This is a genomic window from Delftia sp. SD018, assembly GCF_017355445.1.
GTDB classification, from domain to species: domain Bacteria; phylum Pseudomonadota; class Gammaproteobacteria; order Burkholderiales; family Burkholderiaceae_C; genus Comamonas; species Comamonas acidovorans.
Window position 1 is genome coordinate 63,112 of sequence record NZ_JADDRN010000012.1, and the last position, 17,386, is coordinate 80,497.

Sequence of the window (17,386 nt, forward strand, 5' to 3'; positions counted from 1 at the left end):
GGGCGGGTTCCTGGGAATGCGGATTTGATAATGATTCGCATTCTATTTGAGCAATGGCTGCAGCCTGCCCGCAACTGGCCCGCTGCGCAATGCGTTGCATGCATCCAACGCGATCCGGCCATGCGGGGCTGCGCACCTTCGGGTTTGAGCTAGGACAAGATCGGCCACGTCCGCCCCTGATGCAATACAGCTACGGGATTTGCCCCGGGCTACTCCAAGACTCTCCATCATGAAAAGAACTCTGCTCGCCGTTGCTGCCGTTTGCGCCCTGTCGTCGGGTGCCGCGTTTGCGCAGCAGGCCGAAGGCCCCTGGATGGTGCGCGTGCGCGCCGTGAATCTGGACAGCGCCAACAAGGACAGCACGGGTCTGGGTCTGTCGATCAACAACAAGTGGATGCCCGAACTGGACGTGTCCTACTTCTTCACGCCCAACATCGCGGCCGAGCTGGTGCTGACCTACCCGCAAAAGCACGACCTGCGTGCCAACGGCCTGGGCCAGATCGGCAGCCTCAAGCACCTGCCGCCCACGCTGCTGGCGCAATACCACTTCACCAATTTCGGCGCCTTCAAGCCCTACGTCGGCGCCGGTGTGAACTACACCCGCTTTTCGAGCGTGAGCTTCAACCCTGCCGTGCAGGCCGCGCTGAACCCCTCGATCAAGAAGAACAGTTTCGGCGGCGCGCTGCAGATCGGTTTCGACTACGCGCTGGACAAGAACTGGTCGCTGAATTTCGACGTGAAGAAGGTCTTCATTGAAACGGACGTGAGCTCCGCCGGCACCAAGGTGGGCACCTTCAAGGTGAACCCGGTGCTGGTCGGTGTGGGACTGGGCTATCGCTTCTGATCTCTGGATCATGAGTGAGGCACGCGCTGCTTCATCCGGCAGCGCGTAGTGAGGCAAGGATGGGTACTTGGTCCGGTATGCCGTTCGCGGCATACCGGATTTTTTTCGTCCGAACCGGTGCTTTCGCCTGCTGCGGACATGCTGCGGCGCACCACCGGACAGGTCACGAAAAAATCACGCGCGGGGGAAACTGTCCTACCCGCATGCCATGGGCAGGCGCCTAGGCTGGTGCCTCGGCCTGCCGGTGCGAGTCTTGCGAGGCTCGCTTGCCGTTTGCAGGCGTCAGTCACCATTGGCTGTCCGCCCCTTGGCGACCGCGCCCTGCTGCAAGCCGGGATGCGGCATTCACCATGCTGCGGCGGGCGGCGCACAACGCGAGGCCCCCACCATGCTGTCTGCCCACGATTCGACCGTGTCTTCCTCTGCCCTGGCATCGCGCGCCCAGCGCGTGCCGCTGCCTTTGCCTTCGGCGCCGCGTGCGCCAGCCCAGGGCGGCAGGCGCGAGGCGGCCCCGGAATGGGCGGACCACGCACTGCGCGCGACCCGCGCCGAACTGCAGCACGGGCTGATGCAGCCCCAGGCCCAGGTCTCTCCCAAATACCTCTACGACGCGCGCGGCTGCGACCTGTTCGAGCAGATCACGCGACTGCCCGAGTACTACCCCACGCGCACCGAGGCCGCCATCCTGGCCGACTCTGGCGCCGCCATGGCCGAGGCCCTGCGCGGCAGCGAGGTGCTGATCGAGCTGGGCGCCGGCAATTGCGAGAAGGTGCGCGGCCTGTGCCGCAGCCTGCGGCCACGGCATTTCGTGGGCGTGGACATTGCGGGCGCGTTCCTGCGCCAGTCCGTGCGCCGGCTGGCCGAGGAATTTCCACAGCTGCAGGCCCATGCCGTCACGGCCGACATCACCGAGCCGCTGACCCTGCCGCCCCATATCCCGCAGGCCGGGCGGCTGCTGTTCTATCCGGGCTCGTCCATCGGCAATTTCGACCCGGTACAGGCCCAGCGCATGCTGGGCCAGATGCGTGCCATGGTCAACGACGACGGCGGCCTGCTGATCGGCATAGACCTGCCCAAGTCCACGCAATGGCTGGAGCCCGCCTATGACGATGCCCAGGGCGTGACGGCGCGCTTCAACCTGAACCTGCTCAGCCACGTCAACAGCCTGCTGGGCAGCGACTTCAACCCGGACGACTGGGAGCATGTGGCCTTCTTCAACGCCGAGCATTCGCGCATCGAGATGCACCTGCGCGCGCGCCGCCCGCTGATCGTGGGCTGGCCGCAGGGGCTGCGGCATTTCTCGGCCGGCGAGACCATCCACACCGAAAACAGCTACAAGTACCCGCTGCCCGAATTCCTGGGCATGCTGGCCTGCGCGGGCTTCGGGCCCTGCCAGGTCTGGACGGATGAGCGCCAGTGGTTTGCCGTGATCCATGCCCATGCGTGAAATGCCCGCCGTCTTCCGCTGGGTGCAGCGCTACGAGGCCGTTCGCCAGAGCACCGTGCTGCTGGCCGCGCCCCTGTCGGCCGAGGATGCCTGCGTGCAGTCCATGCCAGACGCCAGCCCGGCCAAATGGCATTTGGCGCATACCACCTGGTTCTTCGAGACCTTTGTGCTGGCCGAGCACGCGCCCGGCGTGCCGCCCTTTGATGCCGACTTTCGCGTGCTGTTCAACTCCTACTACCAGCAGGTGGGCGAGCGGCATCCGCGTGCCCAGCGCGGGCTGCTGACGCGCCCCTCGCTGGCGCGGGTGCTGGCCTACCGCGAGGCCGTGGACCAGCGCATGCTGCAGATGTTCGAGGACTGGGGCACGCAGCCGCCTGCACGGCTGGCCGCGCTGCTGGAGCTGGGCCTGCAGCATGAGCAGCAACACCAGGAACTGCTGCTGACCGACATCAAGCACCTGCTGTCCTGCCACCCGCTGTGGCCTGCGTACCGGGCGCAGGAAGAGGGCGTGCCTGCGCCGCAAGAGCCCGATGGATTGCCCCCGCCGCTGCAGTGGCTGACCGTGCCGCGCGGCATGCATGCCGTGGGCCATGCGGGCGAGGGCTTTGCCTTCGACAACGAGCGCCCGCGCCACGAGGTGTTCCTGCAGGGCTGCGAGATGGCGCAGCGGCCCGTGAGCAATGCCGAGTTCCTGCGCTTCGTCAAGGATGGCGGCTATGCCCAGCCGCAGTGGTGGCTGGCCGAAGGCTGGGACTGGCGCTGCGCGCAGCAGCTGGAGCACCCGTGGTACTGGCGGCGCCAGGCCGGTGGCGTGATGGACGGCATGTGGCAGGAATTCAGCCTGCATGGCGCGCTGGCGCTGGACGGGCGCAGGCCCGTCTGCCATCTCTCTTACTTCGAGGCCGATGCCTATGCGCGCTGGGCCGGCGCGCGCCTGCCCACCGAGGCGGAATGGGAGGCGGCCCTTGCCGCGCAGATGGCGCAGCGCCCGCAGCACGGCGAGCCGCCCGGCCCCGTGCACCCGCGCGCCATGCAGCCCGGCAGCCATGCGCTGGGCGAGGTCTGGGAGTGGACCCAGTCGGCCTACACCGCCTACCCGGGCTTTGTGGTGGCCGAGGGCGCGGTGGGTGAGTACAACGGCAAGTTCATGGTCAACCAGTACGTGCTGCGTGGCGGCTCCTGCCTCACGCCGCCCGGCCATGCGCGCGCCAGCTACCGCAATTTCTTCCCCACCCAGGCGCGCTGGCAGATGACCGGCCTGCGGCTGGCAAGGGATCTGGCCTGAGCCTGCCCGTGCCGCGTTGCCTGGCATTGCATCGCGCGCCGGCGCATGCAGTAGCATCGTCGGCCTCAATGATCCGAGGGAGTTCCATGTTGTTGCGTTCGCTTGTTCTTGCCATGCCGCTGTCCCTGGTCCTTGCCGGCTGCGCCACTGCGCCGCCCCAGGCACCGGCGCCCAGCCAGCCACAGGACCAGCCCCGGCCCGAGGTGCCCGCCAAGGCCGCGGCCGATGCGCCGCACGCCGAACCCGAGGTCGCCAACCTCACGCCCCTGCCCAGCCTGCTGCTGATCGGCGAAGACGCTGCCGGCCGCTACTACTCCATGGTGGCCAAGGCTACCTTCACCATCGAGGCCGATGGCCACCTGAGCCTGGCCGACCAGGGCGGCGGCCACGGCGGCGAGCCCATGGCGCCCCAGGCCGACATGCAGGACCAGAGCATGTCCACCGAATGCAAGCCCTATGGCGCCGTCGCCAACCAGCGCACCACCTGGTTCCCGTACACGGGCGTGTTCGTGCGCGGCGGCACGCTGGTTGGCGCCAGGGCCGACGGTGCGGACGTGGCCGCCAAGGCGCTCACCGAGCATGAAGGTGCCCAGATGCTCTACACGGGCAAGGATGCTGATGCCACCGAGTACTACTACGCGCCCTGCGTGGGTGCGCAGCGTGTATCCACGGGCTGGCGGCTGGACCGCTACCTGCCCGACGGCGGGCAACTGCGCGTGCGCGCCGATGCGCGCGGAGGCAAGGGCCAGACACTGGAGCTGAAGATTCCCAAGCCCTTTGCGCCCTTCGTGCTGGTGCGCTACCAGTCGGGCGCCATGATTCCCGTGCCCATGCGCGCCGTGCTGGCCACGGTGGACCTGGCCGAGCGCCGCGTGGTGATGCAGTACCAGGGCACCTATGCCGTGGAGCCTGCCATCCGCAAGATGGAGCTGCGCCTCATCGTGCCCGGCAGCCGCCCGTCCGAAGGCGAGACCGCCGCGCGCCACGCCGAACGCACCCAGGCCCAGTTGCGCGACCTGGCCCGCTGCGCCCCGCCCAAGGGCCATGCCATCGAGCCCTGCGCCAACCCGCAGCGCACGCCCGATCCGCTGATCTTCTACTCCTCGCAGCAAGTGCGAGAGCGCGCCAAGCGGCGCTGACAGGCCAGGGCCTGCCTGCAAGGGCCGGGCCGCCGCGCAGTCCGGCCAGCCCTTGCGCGGGAATCAGACCTTCGCCAGCGCCTGCTCCAGGTCGGCCAGCAGGTCGCTGATGTGCTCGATGCCCACGGACAGGCGCACCATGCCTTCGGTCACGCCGGCCTTGGCAAGCTCCTCGGCGTCCAGCTGGCGGTGCGTGGTCGATGCCGGGTGCGTGGCCAGGGACTTGGCGTCGCCGATGTTGACCAGGCGCGTGAACAGCTGCAGCGCATCCAGGAAGCGCGCACCGGCGGCGCGTGTGTCGCTGTCGCCGCTGCCGTTCTTGAGGCTGAAGGAGAGGATGCCCGAGGCGCGGCCGCCCAGCTGCTTCTTCACCAGGGCGTGGTCGGGGTGGTCCTGCAGGCCGGCGTAGCGCACCCATTCGATCTTGGGATGCTTTTGCAGCGTCTCGGCGATCTTCTGGGTGTTCTCGCAGATGCGGTCCATGCGCAGGGCCAGCGTCTCGATGCCCTGCAGGATGAGGAAGGCGTTGTGCGGCGACAGGGCGGCGCCGGTATTGCGCAGCGGCACCACGCGCACGCGGCCGATGTAGGCGGCCTCGCCCAGGGCCTCGGTGTAGACCACGCCGTGGTAGCTGACATCGGGCTCGTTCAGGCGCTTGAAGCGTGTCTTGTGCTCGGCCCAGGGGAACTTGCCGCTGTCCACGACGGCACCGCCCACGCTGTTGCCGTGGCCGCCGAGGTACTTGGTCAGCGAGTGCACGACGATGTCGGCGCCGTGCTCGATGGGGCGCAGCAGATAGGGGCTGGGCACCGTGTTGTCCACGATCAGCGGCACGCCATGGGCATGCGCCACGTCGGCCAGCGCGCGGATGTCGGTGACATTGCCCAGCGGGTTGCCGATGGACTCGATGAAGATGGCCTTGGTCTTCTCGTCGATGTACTGGGCGAAGCTGGCCGGGTCGCGCGGATCGGCAAAGCGCACCGTGATGCCCTGCTGCGGGAAGGTGTGGGCGAACAGGTTGTAGGTGCCGCCGTAGAGCGTGCTGGCCGAGACGATGTTGTCGCCAGCCTCCGCGATGGCCTGGATGGCATAGGTGATGGCGGCCATGCCCGAGGCCACGGCCACGGCGGCAATGCCGCCTTCCAGCGCCGCGACGCGCTTTTCCAGCACGTCGGTGGTGGGGTTCATGATGCGCGTGTAGATGTTGCCGGCCACCTTGAGGTCGAACAGGTCGGCGCCATGCTGGGCACTGTCGAAGGCGTAGGCCACGGTCTGGTAGATGGGCACGGCGGCCGACTTGGTGGTGGGGTCGGGCGAGTAGCCGGCGTGGACGGCCAGGGTTTCGATGCGCATGGAAGATTGCCTTTCTGGTGACGGCTTACGCAAGAAGGGCACGGGCGGGCCATTTGCCATGGGGAGCGGCGCGTTCCCGCATCCTGTTTGCGTAAGTCCTGAGGTTTTACTAGCGGAGGACGGTTGGCATTGTGGCGTGCCGGCCTCCGGTGCCCAACGATGCGTTGGTTACGAACATATACGCCGCAGCCCGGTTGCTCCTCTGCACGCGCGGATAGGCCCAGCCTGCCATCGCCAGAACCGTGAGTGAATGTGTATTTTTGTTAACGACGTGTTGTAACGTGACCTGATCGCTAGACTCCATCAGGGAGTTGATGGTGACGTTGACAGCAAGACATCTTCTGGCGCTGGCGGTGCCCCTGTGCACCTTGCTGCTGGCCGGCTGTTTCTATGTCTGCTGGCGGCATCTGCGTGCCCGGCGCGAGTTGCGCAGCATGTCCTTCGCCTTCACCGGCTTCAGCCTGGCGCTGCTGCTGCAGATCCTGGAGCGGCCTGCGGCCGTTCCCGTCAATGCATTGACGACGGCCGCGCTGCAACTGTGCGCGGCCTGGTTCATCACCGAGGCCATGGCCATACGCCAGGGCGTGCGCCCCGATGCACCGCTGGCGGCCGGCTTTGGCGGCGCGGTGCTGGTGGTGCTGGGCTACTACGCCTGGGCCGTGCCCGATGCCCAGGCGCGCCAGCATGTGCTCAATTTCGGCCTGGGCCTGCAGTTGGCCCTGCCGCTGTGGCGGCTGCCACGCAGGCATCCCTGCACAGGCTGGGACCGGCTGCTGCTGTGGGTGTTCGTGGTCTTTGCGCTGAGCTTTTTCGTCCGCACGCTGTGGGTGACGCCGCGTGCTGCTTCGGTATCGGCCAGCGCAGCCGGGGAATGGCTGGGCATTTCTTCCTCGTGGATGGCGCTGCAGTTGAGCCTGCTGGTGTTCGGCCTGCTGTTTGCCATGCTCTTCCTGGCCGCAGCGGTGCGCGACACCGTGCAGGAGCTGCACGAGGAGCGCGACCGCGATCCGCTGACCGGGCTGCTGAACCGGCGCGCCTTCAGGGAGGCCGTGCAGCGCCGGCTGGCCGAGCAGCCGCAGCTGTCGGCCGCCGTACTGGTGTGCGACCTGGACCATTTCAAGCGGGTCAACGACGGCTGGGGCCATGCGGCGGGCGACGAGGTGCTGCAGCGCTTTGCGCGCCTGCTGCTGCGCAGCACACGCCAGCAGGACCTGGTTGCACGCTTTGGCGGGGAGGAGTTCGTGGCCCTGCTGCCGCACGCCGACCCGCTGGCTGCGCAATGGATCACCCGGCGCATCCAGACCCAGCTGCGCCTGATGGGCTTCAGCGCGCTGCCCGACGACATACGCATCACGGCCAGCTTTGGCGTGGCCTGGATGGCCCAGGGCCAGACGCTGGAGCAGGCGCTGGCGCGTGCCGACGCCATGCTCTACGAGGCCAAGCGCGCAGGCCGCGACCGGGTGCGGCTGGTGCCGCAAGAGGAAGAGGCCTAGCCCGGGCTTGGCTTGCCCGGTGTGACCGGCGCCTGCAGCAGGCGTGGGGTGCGGGAAGGGCGTGGCGATGAGCGTGGGGCGCTGGACTCGCGCGGTACATGTGGCTCATGCGGCTTGTGCTGCTCGTGCGACACATGCTGCTCGTGCGACACATGCGGCTCGCGCGGGGCCTCCTGCTCGCGTGGCGCGTGGGCCCTGCGTGGTCCCCGCGGGCCGCTGGAGCTGCCGGGGCCGCGGGGTTCAGGCGCAGGCCTGGCGGGCCTGGAGGGGCGTTCGGCCACGGCCGGCTGGCGCTGTTCCCAGGCGGGCAGGGCAGCATGCACCATGGCGGCGCCGTGGGCGTCGTTGGCAGCGTAGTGGCGCTGGGCCAGGCTCAGCTGCGGTGCAGCCCAGTTGGAGGTGGAGATCTTCTTGGACTTGTGGAAGTTCTGCCCCAGCACCAGGGCCACGGCCGCGCGCACGCCTACCGAACTGGCGTAGCCGTGGCGCTTGAACACGCGGTCCAGGTCGATCACGTTGTGCAGCGCAACGCCCAGGCGCGCGGGCAGCGCGCTGCGGTCATGGTCCAGGCCGAAACCGGCCTTGCAGATGGACTCGCTGGCCAGCACGTCGGCCGCAAGCGCGCGTGCCTGCGCATGGTGCAGCTGCAGCAGCCAGGCCTGGTCGCAGGTGGCCAACTGCACCACATGGGGGCCGGTGTCGGTCTGGTGGGCGTGGAACAGCGGCTTGCTCTCGGTATCGAAACCGAGCACGGGAGCCGCCATCAGCGCGGCGCGTGCGGCCGCGAATTCGGCGTCGGTGGCGGGCACGTGGATGCAGCGCTCAGGCAGGGCGGCAAAAGGCGGCAGCAGGCGGCTGTCATCCTTGCTGGGAGCGTGCAGGCGGGGCATGGGAAAAGAAGGGGAAGCCGAGGCAAGCCGTCAAGTATGCCTGCACTTGCATGCCCCTCAGGCACCGGGTTTTTATCCCCGGTGCGTGTGGACGGAGTTGTGGAAAACTCCGGGTGTAACTTGCCGAATCCGCGCCCTGCAAGGCTTTCCACGGAATGCCTAAAAAATCAGCGCAGTGGCGAAAGGGCGTCGAATAAGGGTATTTGCGGATGGCTGCGCCGGACCCCGATGCAGGGTCCGGCGGCTGTTTCAAAAGGTGTCTAAAGGCCTTGATCGTTGAAGACCGGCACCCGCTTTTCCAGGCCGGCGCGCACGGCCTCGGCTTGGTTGGAGCTGCCCAGCAGGGCCTGCTGCTCCTGCGCCTCGGCCAGCAGGATGTCTGCGGGAGAAGCGGTTTCGCTGAGCTGCATCAGGCGCTTGGAAGCGCGTATGGCATGCGGGCTGCTGGCGGCGATCTGGCGGGCCAGATGGCGCGCTTCCTCCAGCGGCGCAGCGCTCACGCGCGTGGCCAGGCCCAGGGCCACGGCCTCGGGGCCGGGCACGATGCGGCCGGTGTAGACCAGCTCGCGCAGCACATCGCCGCGCACCAGCGGCGCGGCCAGCGCGCAGCCGGCCATGTCGGGCACCAGTCCCCACTTGATTTCCATGATGGACAGCCGCGCATCATCGGCCACCAGGCGGATGTCCGCACCCAGCGCCAGCTGCAGGCCGCCGCCGTAGGCCACGCCGTGCACGGCGGCGATCACGGGCACGGGCAGCTCGCGCCAGCCCCAGCAGATCTGCTGGAAGCGGTTGGCCATGCCGTGCGTGCGTGCGGCCAGGTCCGTCATGTCCGCCGTCTGCTGGCCGTCGGCAATGCCGGCCATGCTGCCCATGTCCAGGCCCGCGCAGAAGGCGCGCCCTTCGCCATGCAGCACCACGGCGCGCAACCCGGGCGTGTCCCGCAGCCGCGCCAATGCGTCGATCAGGGCGTCGAACATGGCGGGGTCCAGCGCATTCATCTTGTCGGGCCGGGCCAGGGTCACCTCGGCCACGCCGTGGTCCACCGATATGCGCACGCGTTCTTGGCTCATGGCTTGTCTCCTTGTGTCTATGCGGTTCTTTGCTGGCGGTCGGCCGCGTTGCGCGATTCGATGGCGCTGCGCGCATTCGCCCAGTCCTGGTCGCCCCAGCTGGCCAGCCCGGCGAAGTTGCCGCCCGTCGCCTGGTATTGTCCGCCGTCTATGGCAATGGTCTGTCCCGTCAGGTACTCGGCCTGGCGGCTCATGAGGAAGACGGCCAGGTTGGCCAGCTCGGGCATGCGGCCGTTGCGGCCCATGGGGTTGTCGGCGCGTACATGCTCGCCGCCCTGCGGATTCAGCCGCGCGCTCATGCCTTCGGTGGGGAACAGGCCCGGCGCGATGGCGTTGAAGCGTATGCCCCGGTTGCCCCATTCCACGGCCAGCGACTGCGTCATGGCATGCACGCCCGACTTGGCCATGGCCGAAGGCACGGTGAAGGCCGAGCCGTTCCAGACCCAGGTGGTGAGGATGGACAGCACGCTGGCCTTGCGGCCCTCGGCCAGCCAGCGGCGGCCGCACTCCAGCGTGAGGTTGAAGCTGCCGCGCATGACGATGTTGGCCACGGCGTCGAAGGCGCGCATGGACAGGTCCTCGGTGCGGCTGACGAAGTTGCCGGCCGCGTTGTTGACTAGGCCCGTGAGCGCGCCGCCGTCGGCCCAGATGGCCTCGATCATCTGCTCCACGGCCTCGGGCTGGCGCACGTCGCAGGCGTGGCCCGTGGCCCGGCCGCCGTGCTGTTGCACCAGCTCCTGGGCGGTCTGCTCGACCACGGCGCCGCGCCGGCCGCACAGGTGGATGTCGGCGCCCATCATGAGAAAGGCCTCGGCCATGACACGGCCCAGGCCGGTGCCGCCGCCAGTGACGAGGATGCGTTCGCCCTTGAGCAGGCCGGGCTTGTAGATGAGGTCGTCGAGGGTCATGGCTGCTGTCTCCTGTGCTGCCGGGGAAGGGATAGAGGGACTGCGGCAGCGCTTGGTGCCGCCAGGGGATCAGAGCGTCAGAGCGCGCGCGATATCACTTCCTTCATGATTTCGCTGGTGCCGCCGTAGATGCGCTGCACGCGCGCATCGGCGTACATGCGGGTGACCATGTATTCGTTCATGTAGCCGTAGCCGCCATGCAGTTGCACGAGTTCGTCGAGCACGCGGCCCTGCGCTTCCGAGCCCCACAGCTTGGCCATGGAGGCCGTGGCCGTGTCCAGCGTGCCGGCCACCAGCTGCTCCACGCAGCGGTCGATGAAGGCACGGCCCACGGTCAGCGTGGTGGCCACCTCGGCGAGCTTGAACCGGGTGTTCTGCATGTCGGCAATGGCCTGGCCGAAGGCGCGGCGCTCGCGCACATAGGCCAGCGTGGCCTCGTAGGCGCCTTCCATGCAGGCCAGTGCGGCCAGGCCGATGATCAGCCGCTCGTAGGGCAGGTCGCCCATGAGCTGGTAGAAGCCCTGGCCTTCGCGCCCGCCCAGCAGCGCGTCCTGCGGCACGGTCACGTCATCAAAGAACAGCTCCGAGGTGTCCTGGGCCTTCATGCCCATCTTGTCGAGCACGCGGCCCACGCGAAAGCCCGCGCAGTCCCGGGTCTCCACGATGAGGATGGAGGTGCCGCGCGCGCCCTGGGCGGGGTCGGTCTTGCAGACCACGAGGATCAGGCCGGCCAGCAGGCCGTTGGTGATGAAGGTCTTGCTGCCGTTGATGCGGTAGCGGCCGTCCCTGAGTTCTGCGCGCGTGCGCACGCCCTGCAGGTCCGAGCCCGCGCCGGGCTCGGTCATGGCGATGGCGCCCACCAGCTCGCCGCGTGCCATGGCGGGCAGGTACTTGCGCTTTTGCGCCTCGGTGCCATGGTTGAGCAGGTAGTGGGCCACGATGGAGTGCACGGAGTTGCTCATGCCCGAGAGGGCGCGGCGCGCCATCTCCTCGTGGATCACGGCCTCGTGGCGGAAATCGCCGCCGCCGCCGCCGTAGTCCTCGGGGATGTCGGTGCACAGCAGGCCCAGCTCGCCGGCGCGGCGCCAGATGGCATGGCCCACGTTGCCGCGCTGGCGCGCGGCCTCGTCCTGCGGCTGCATTTCGGTTTCCAGAAAGCGCACGGCGGTGGCGCGCAGGCTTTCCAGCTCGGGGGTGCTCCAGGAGCGTGTCAGTTGCAGTGGCATGGCGTGGCCTGGTGGTTCGTGGGGGTCAGTTGATGCGGCGTTCGCGGCCCTGCCAGTAGGGTTCGCGCAGCTGGAATTTCTGCAGCTTGCCGGCGGCCGACAGCGGCAGCTCGCTGCGGAACTCCACCGAGCGCGGGCACTTGTAGCCCGCGATGCGTTCGCGGCAGTGGGCGATGACCTCAGCCTCGGTCAGCGGCTGGCCCTCGCGCGCGACGATCACGGCGTGCACGCGCTCGCCCCAGCGTTCGTCGGGCACGCCGATGACGGCGCACATGGCGACCTGGGGCAGCTGGGCGATGGCGTTCTCGACCTCGGCCGAGTACACGTTCTCGCCGCCGCTGACGATCATGTCCTTGAGCCGGTCCACGACGAAGAGGTAGCCGTCGGCATCCAGCCGGCCCATGTCGCCCGTGTGCATCCAGCCGTCCTTGAGCGCGGCGGCCGTCTCGGCGGGCCTGTTCCAGTAGCCCTGCATGACCATGGGGCCGCGTGCCGTGATCTCGCCCACCTCGCCGGGCGGCAGCTCGCGGCCCTCGCCATCGACGATGCGCACCTCGGCAATGGTCACGGGCCGGCCGGCCGCGCGCAGCAGGCGCTCGCGCTGCGGGCCGGGACGGTGCTCGGCCGGGCCCATGGACACGATGGTGGGCGACAGCTCGGTCATGCCGTAGGCCTGGGCGAAGTCGGCGCCGGGCAGCGCCTGCATGGCGCGCTCCAGCAGGCTGGCGTCTATGGGCGCCGCGCCATAGAGCATGAGGCGCAGGCTGGACAGGTCGAACTCCGCCAGGCGCGGATGCTCGATCAGCCGGCGGATCATGGTGGGCACCAGGAACAGCTCGTTCACGCCGTGCTGCTGGATGCCGTCCAGGATGGCCAGCTCGTCGAATGCCGGCACGATGACCTGGGGCACCAGGCGCTGGGCCATGAGAAGGGCCAGGCCGCAGCCGGCCACATGGAACATGGGCGTGACCACCATGCCCACCTTCACATGCTGGCGCGGCACGTTGCTGGCATTGGACAGGGCGTTGATGAACAGGTTGTCGTGGCTGAGCATCACCCCCTTGGGCCGGCCCGTGGTGCCGCCTGTGTACATGACGGCAGCCAGGTCGTTGCCGCTGCGCAGCGCGTCGGCGCAGGGCGTGGCGGCGGCCAGCAATTGCTCGTAGTGCAGCGCGCCTTCGGGCGCGGCGCCCGTGCCGCAGAACACCACGGTGCGCAGGCTGGAGGACAGCTCGCGCAGCCGGGGCACCAGGGGCGCGAAGGCATCGTCCACGAAGAGCACGCGCGTGTCGCAGTCGTCCAGCGAGTAGGCTACCTCGTGCGCGCTCCAGCGGATGTTGACGGGGTTGACCGCGGCGCCTGCCCACCAGCAGCCATAGAAGTATTCAAGGTAGCGGATGGAGTTCAGGCCCATCATGCCGACGCGGTCGCCGGGCGCCACGTCCAGCGCCCGCAGCAGGCCGGCACAGCGTTCGATGCGCTGCGCAAGCTGCGACCAGCTGGCCTGCTCTGCGCCGCAGATGGCTGCCGTGGTGCCGGCCCTTTCGCGGCGGCCCTTGTGGATGGCCTGGGTGAGATACATGGGCATGGGGTTTCCTCAGGAGCGGGCATTCCAGGCGGCCAGCGTGTCCTGCAGGCTGGCGGCGCGCGGGGGGCGGGGCTGCTCGGGCACGCTGCGCGAAAAGCGCGGCGCCGGCGCGGGCTGGAGCACGCCGCCGGCCTCGGTGAACGTGGCGCGCGCGCGGTTGTGGGCATGCTGGGGCGCCTCGTCCCAGTCGAGCACGGGCGCGAAGCAGGCATCGCTGCCTTCCAGCAGCTCGCACCACTGCTGGCGCGTGCGCGTGCGGAACACGTCGGCCAGGCGCAGCTTGAGCAGGGGCCAGCGCGCGGCGTCCAGCTGCGCGTCGAACAGCGGGTCCTGTATGCCGCAGCGCTGGCGCAGCTCGGCGTAGAACTGCGGCTCGATGGCGCCTATGGCGATGTATTTGCCGTCGGCGCAGGCATAGGTGTCATAGAAGTGCGCGCCGCCGTCCAGCAGGTTCTCTCCGCGCTGGTTGCTCCACTGGCCCTTGGCTTTGAAGCCGTACATGAAGGCCGACAGCAGGGCCGTGCCATCGGTCATGGCCGCGTCGATGACCTGGCCCCGGCCGCTGCGCCCGGCCTCGTGCAGGGCGGCCAGCAGGCCCACGGCCAGCAGCATGCCGCCGCCGCCGAAGTCGCCCACGTAGTTGAGCGGCGGCACGGGCGCCTCGCCCGCGCGGCCGATGGCGTGCAGCGCGCCGGAGATGGCGATGTAGTTGATGTCATGCCCCGCCGCATGCGCCAGCGGCCCGTGCTGGCCCCAGCCCGTCATGCGGCCGTAGACCAGGCGCGGGTTGCGCGCCAGGCAGGGTTCGGGGCCCAGGCCCAGGCGCTCCATCACGCCGGGCCGAAAGCCCTCGATCAGCAGATCGGCGCGTGCGATCAGCGCCAGGGCCGAGGCCTGACCTTCTTCACCGCGCAGGTCGATCTCGACTTGGCTGCGGCTGCGCGTGGTGATGTCCTGTGCATCGACCGGCGTGCCGGGCCGCGCGATGCGCAGCACCTCGGCACCCATGTCGGCCAGCAGCATGGCGCAAAACGGCCCCGGGCCCAGGCCCGCGAACTCGACCACGCGCACGCCTTCAAGCGGTCCTGGCATGGAGGTCTCCTTTCAGGCCGTGGGCAGTGGATGGTTCTTGTACTGCTCGCGCAGCTTGGTCTTTAGCAGTTTTCCCGTGGCCGTGTGCGGCAGCTCGGCCACCTGCAGCACGTCGTCGGGCAGCCACCATTTGGCGATGCGCGTGGACAGGAAGTCGAGCATGGACTCGCGGCTGACGCTGTGGCCTGCGCGCGGCACCACCAGCAGCAGCGGCCGCTCCTGCCACTTGGGATGGGCCACGCCGATGATGGCGGCCTCGGCCACGCCGGGATGGCCCATGGCGGCGTTCTCCACGTCGATGGAGGAAATCCACTCGCCGCCCGACTTGATCACGTCCTTGGCGCGGTCCACCAGCTGCAGGAAGCCGTCGGCATCGATGGTGGCCACGTCGCCCGTGGTGAAGAAGCCTTCCTCATCGACGGGCGAGCCGCCTTCGCCCTTGAAGTAGCCGCTGGCGATCCAGGGGCCGCGCACGCGCAGGTGTCCCCGGGCCTGGCCGTCCCAGGGCTGGGGCCGGCCGTCGTCGTCCACGATCTTGAGGTCCACGCCCCAGACGCCGCGTCCCTGCTTGAGCTTGACCTTGACCAGTTCCTCGCCCGACAGCGCGTCGTGCCGGGGCAGCAGCTTGCTGACCACGCCGATGGGGCTGGTCTCGGTCATGCCCCAGCCCTGCACGACCTGGGCGCCGAACTGGTTCTCGAAGCGCTCCAGCATGGCGCGCGGCACGGCCGCGCCGCCGATGCCAATGCTCTTGACGCCCAGCGCGCGCGGGTCGATGTCGGGATGCGTATCCAGGTACTGGAACAGCATCAGCCACACGGTGGGCACGCCCTGCGAGAAGGTGACCTTCTCGTCGCGCATGAGCTCGTAGACGCTCTGGCCGTCCAGGTGCGGGCCGGGCAGCACCAGCCGTGCGCCGGCCATGGCCGCCGCATAGGGCGTGCCCCAGGCGTTGGCATGGAACATGGGCACGATGAGCATCACGGTCTCGCTCGCGTTCAGGCCGAAGGTGTCGGGCGCCAGCTCCATCAGCGTGTGCAGCACGGTGGAGCGGTGCGAGTACAGCACGCCCTTGGGGTGGCCTGTGGTGCCCGAGGTGTAGCACAGCGAGGAGGCCGTGCGCTCGTCGAACTCGGGCCACTCGAAGTCCTCGCTCTGGTTGCCCACCAGTTCGTCCCAGCAGTGCAGGCCGGGCAGGTCCAGCGCGGGCATGTGCTCGCGCGAACTCATGCAGACATAGGTGGTGACGGTCTTCAGATGCGGTGCGAGCTTTTCCACCAGCGGCGCGAAGGTCACGTCGAAGAACAGCACCCGGTCCTCGGCATGGTTGGCGATGTATTCGATCTGCTCGGGAAACAGGCGCGGGTTGATGGTGTGCAGCACCGCGCCGCTGCCCGAGACGCCGAAGTACAGCGCCAGGTGGCGCCAGCTGTTCCAGGCCAGCGTGCCCACGCGTTCGCCGGGCTGCACGCCCAGCGACTGCAGGGCGTTGGCCACCTGGCAGGAGGCGCGGCGCATGCCGGCCCAGTCGGTGCGGTGCAGGCCACCGTCCCGGGTTTCCGGCAGGCGCGAGATGATCTCGGTGTGCGGATGAAAGCGCGCCGCATGCTCGATCAGCGACGAGATCATGAGCGGGCGGTCCTGCATCAGTCCTTGCAAGGCGGGCATGGGGGTGTCTCCTGTCGTTGTCCTGAAGGCCGGGGTCATTGCACGGGCGCGTAGCGGCTGCCGTCGAAGCGCACGAGCTGCATCTTCTTGATGGGGAAGAAATCGTCCCCACCGGTCTGCAGGCTGATGCCCGGGTAGAGCATGGGCAGGTCCATCTTCAGGCTGGCGGCCTGCTTCATGATGTTGGCGCGCGTGAGTTCGTCGCCGGCCTGCCTGAGCACCTGCACCAGGGTCTGGGCCTGGGAGTAGCCGATGACGTTGAGCGAATCGTTGGGGTCGCCGGCCGGGTAGTACTTCTGCATGAAGGCCAGGTAGCCGGCCAGCTCGGGCGTGCCCTGGTTGGTGGGGTCCGAGGGCTCGCGCAGGTAGCTGGCCGTCATCACGCCGCGCGCGTTGTCCAGGCCCGCAGGCTTGAGCACCGAGCTGATGGACAGCGAGACGCTGACCAGGTAGTGCGCAGGCTTCCAGCCGATGTCGGCGGCCTTGCGTATGGACTGGGCCGCGAACTTGGGCGTGCTGATGTTGATGAAGGTGTCCGCCCCCGAGCCCTTGAGCGCCACCATCTGGCTGTCCACCGTGGGGTCGCCGACCTCGTAGGTCTGCTGCACGACGATGCGTTGCTTGGCCTGCTCGCCGAAGCCGTCGAGCACGCCCTTGAGGTAGTCCTTGCCGAAGTCGTCGTTCTGCATCAGGACGGCCACCTTGGCCTGGGGCCGCGTGGCCAGGATGTGCTGGGCGAAGGTGCGGCCTTCGAGCTGGTAGGTGGGCTGCCAGCCCATGGTCCAGGGGAAGTTCTTCGGATCGCCCCAGCGCGTGGCGCCCGTGGAGACGAACAGCTGGGGCACCTTGCGCTGGTTCATGTAGCGATGCACGGCCTGGTTGTGCGAAGTGCCCAGCGCGCCGAACATCAGCAGCACGCCGTCGCGCTCGACCAGCTTGCGCGTCTGCTCCACGCTCTGGGCGGGGTTGTAGGCGTCGTCGGCCGAGAGGTAGGTGATCTTGCGGCCGTTGATGCCGCCCTCGGCATTGATCTTGGCGAAATAGGCCGCATGGGCCTTGCCGATGGTTCCATAGGCCGACACGGGACCCGAGTAGGGCACGAAGTTGCCGATGCGGATCTCGGTGTCGCTGGCGCCGGTGTCGTACTTCTTCTGGGTCTGGGCCTGGGCTGGCGCCTGGGTGATGGCCGGCAGGGCCAGCGCCAGGCAGGCGATCAGGGCCCACAGGCCCCGGGCGATGGTGTTGCGCATGGTTGTCTCCTGGCTTGCGGGCGCCGTGCCCGCTTTTCTTGTGGTGGCCGGTCCATGGTAGGAACCGGCCCGGCGCTCGCCCATCGTCGATTCCGACGAATGCATGTGCGGGCGCAGCAAGTCGCGTCGG

The 17,386-nt window shown here is 68.6% G+C and carries 14 protein-coding genes; 5 read left to right on the forward strand and 9 right to left on the reverse strand.

Translation table 11 applies throughout. From position 1 onward, the window contains the following. Positions 1-229 precede the first annotated feature (229 nt). The 4 genes from INR38_RS13860 to INR38_RS13875 all read left to right on the forward strand — a co-directional run bounded on the left by INR38_RS13860 (position 230) and on the right by INR38_RS13875 (position 4,715). The gene (locus INR38_RS13860) at positions 230-844 is read left to right on the forward strand and encodes an OmpW family protein (protein WP_013801530.1); all 615 of its coding nucleotides are present in this window, start codon (positions 230-232) and stop codon (positions 842-844) included. A gap of 388 nt (positions 845-1,232) precedes the next feature. Further along, positions 1,233-2,291, forward strand: a complete 1,059-nt coding sequence (gene egtD / locus INR38_RS13865; protein WP_099733148.1) for an L-histidine N(alpha)-methyltransferase — start codon at positions 1,233-1,235, stop codon at positions 2,289-2,291. Continuing rightward, positions 2,278-3,576 (forward strand): ergothioneine biosynthesis protein EgtB, encoded by a 1,299-nt coding sequence (egtB, locus tag INR38_RS13870; RefSeq protein ID WP_013801532.1) that lies wholly within the window; start codon positions 2,278-2,280, stop codon positions 3,574-3,576. The genes egtD and egtB overlap by 14 nt, the downstream gene beginning before the upstream one ends. An 86-nt stretch (positions 3,577-3,662) precedes the next feature. Then, positions 3,663-4,715, forward strand: a complete 1,053-nt coding sequence (locus INR38_RS13875; protein ID WP_207442235.1) for a hypothetical protein — start codon at positions 3,663-3,665, stop codon at positions 4,713-4,715. 63 nt (positions 4,716-4,778) lie between these two features. On the opposite strand, the gene INR38_RS13880 is transcribed toward INR38_RS13875, so the two are convergent. Then, entirely contained in the window at positions 4,779-6,068 is a 1,290-nt protein-coding gene (locus INR38_RS13880) for an aminotransferase class I/II-fold pyridoxal phosphate-dependent enzyme (RefSeq protein ID WP_071956456.1), read from the reverse strand. Positions 6,069-6,382: 314 nt separating this feature from the next. Between INR38_RS13880 and INR38_RS13885 the strand changes: the two genes are divergently transcribed. After that, entirely contained in the window at positions 6,383-7,561 is a 1,179-nt protein-coding gene (locus INR38_RS13885) for a diguanylate cyclase (protein WP_207442233.1), read from the forward strand. Here the strand turns inward: INR38_RS13885 and INR38_RS13890 are convergent. The 8 genes from INR38_RS13890 to INR38_RS13925 all read right to left on the reverse strand — a co-directional run bounded on the left by INR38_RS13890 (position 7,558) and on the right by INR38_RS13925 (position 17,256). Continuing rightward, entirely contained in the window at positions 7,558-8,451 is an 894-nt protein-coding gene (locus INR38_RS13890; protein ID WP_207442230.1) for a 3'-5' exonuclease, read from the reverse strand. The two genes, INR38_RS13885 and INR38_RS13890, sit on opposite strands and share 4 nt — an antisense overlap. 260 nt (positions 8,452-8,711) lie before the next feature. After that, on the reverse strand, positions 8,712-9,524 hold the full coding sequence (locus INR38_RS13895; RefSeq protein WP_013801537.1) for a crotonase/enoyl-CoA hydratase family protein: 813 nt from the start codon (positions 9,522-9,524) through the stop codon (positions 8,712-8,714). 17 nt (positions 9,525-9,541) lie between these two features. Then, positions 9,542-10,432, reverse strand: coding sequence for an SDR family oxidoreductase (locus INR38_RS13900; RefSeq protein ID WP_207442228.1), 891 nt, complete (start codon positions 10,430-10,432; stop codon positions 9,542-9,544). 77 nt (positions 10,433-10,509) lie between these two features. Further along, positions 10,510-11,658, reverse strand: a complete 1,149-nt coding sequence (locus tag INR38_RS13905) for an acyl-CoA dehydrogenase family protein (RefSeq protein WP_047218395.1) — start codon at positions 11,656-11,658, stop codon at positions 10,510-10,512. Between the two features lie 25 nt (positions 11,659-11,683). After that, positions 11,684-13,246 carry a long-chain-fatty-acid--CoA ligase gene (locus INR38_RS13910; protein ID WP_207442227.1) on the reverse strand — a complete coding sequence of 521 codons (1,563 nt, stop codon included), beginning with the start codon at positions 13,244-13,246 and terminating at the stop codon, positions 11,684-11,686. Positions 13,247-13,255: 9 nt separating this feature from the next. Then, positions 13,256-14,338 carry a CaiB/BaiF CoA-transferase family protein gene (locus INR38_RS13915; protein WP_012206624.1) on the reverse strand — a complete coding sequence of 361 codons (1,083 nt, stop codon included), beginning with the start codon at positions 14,336-14,338 and terminating at the stop codon, positions 13,256-13,258. A gap of 12 nt (positions 14,339-14,350) precedes the next feature. Beyond that, the gene (locus INR38_RS13920) at positions 14,351-16,006 is read right to left on the reverse strand and encodes a long-chain-fatty-acid--CoA ligase (protein WP_207442226.1); all 1,656 of its coding nucleotides are present in this window, start codon (positions 16,004-16,006) and stop codon (positions 14,351-14,353) included. A gap of 35 nt (positions 16,007-16,041) precedes the next feature. Beyond that, positions 16,042-17,256: an ABC transporter substrate-binding protein gene (locus INR38_RS13925; protein WP_207442225.1), complete on the reverse strand. Its 1,215-nt coding sequence runs from the start codon at positions 17,254-17,256 to the stop codon at positions 16,042-16,044. Between the last annotated feature and the right edge of the window lie 130 nt (positions 17,257-17,386).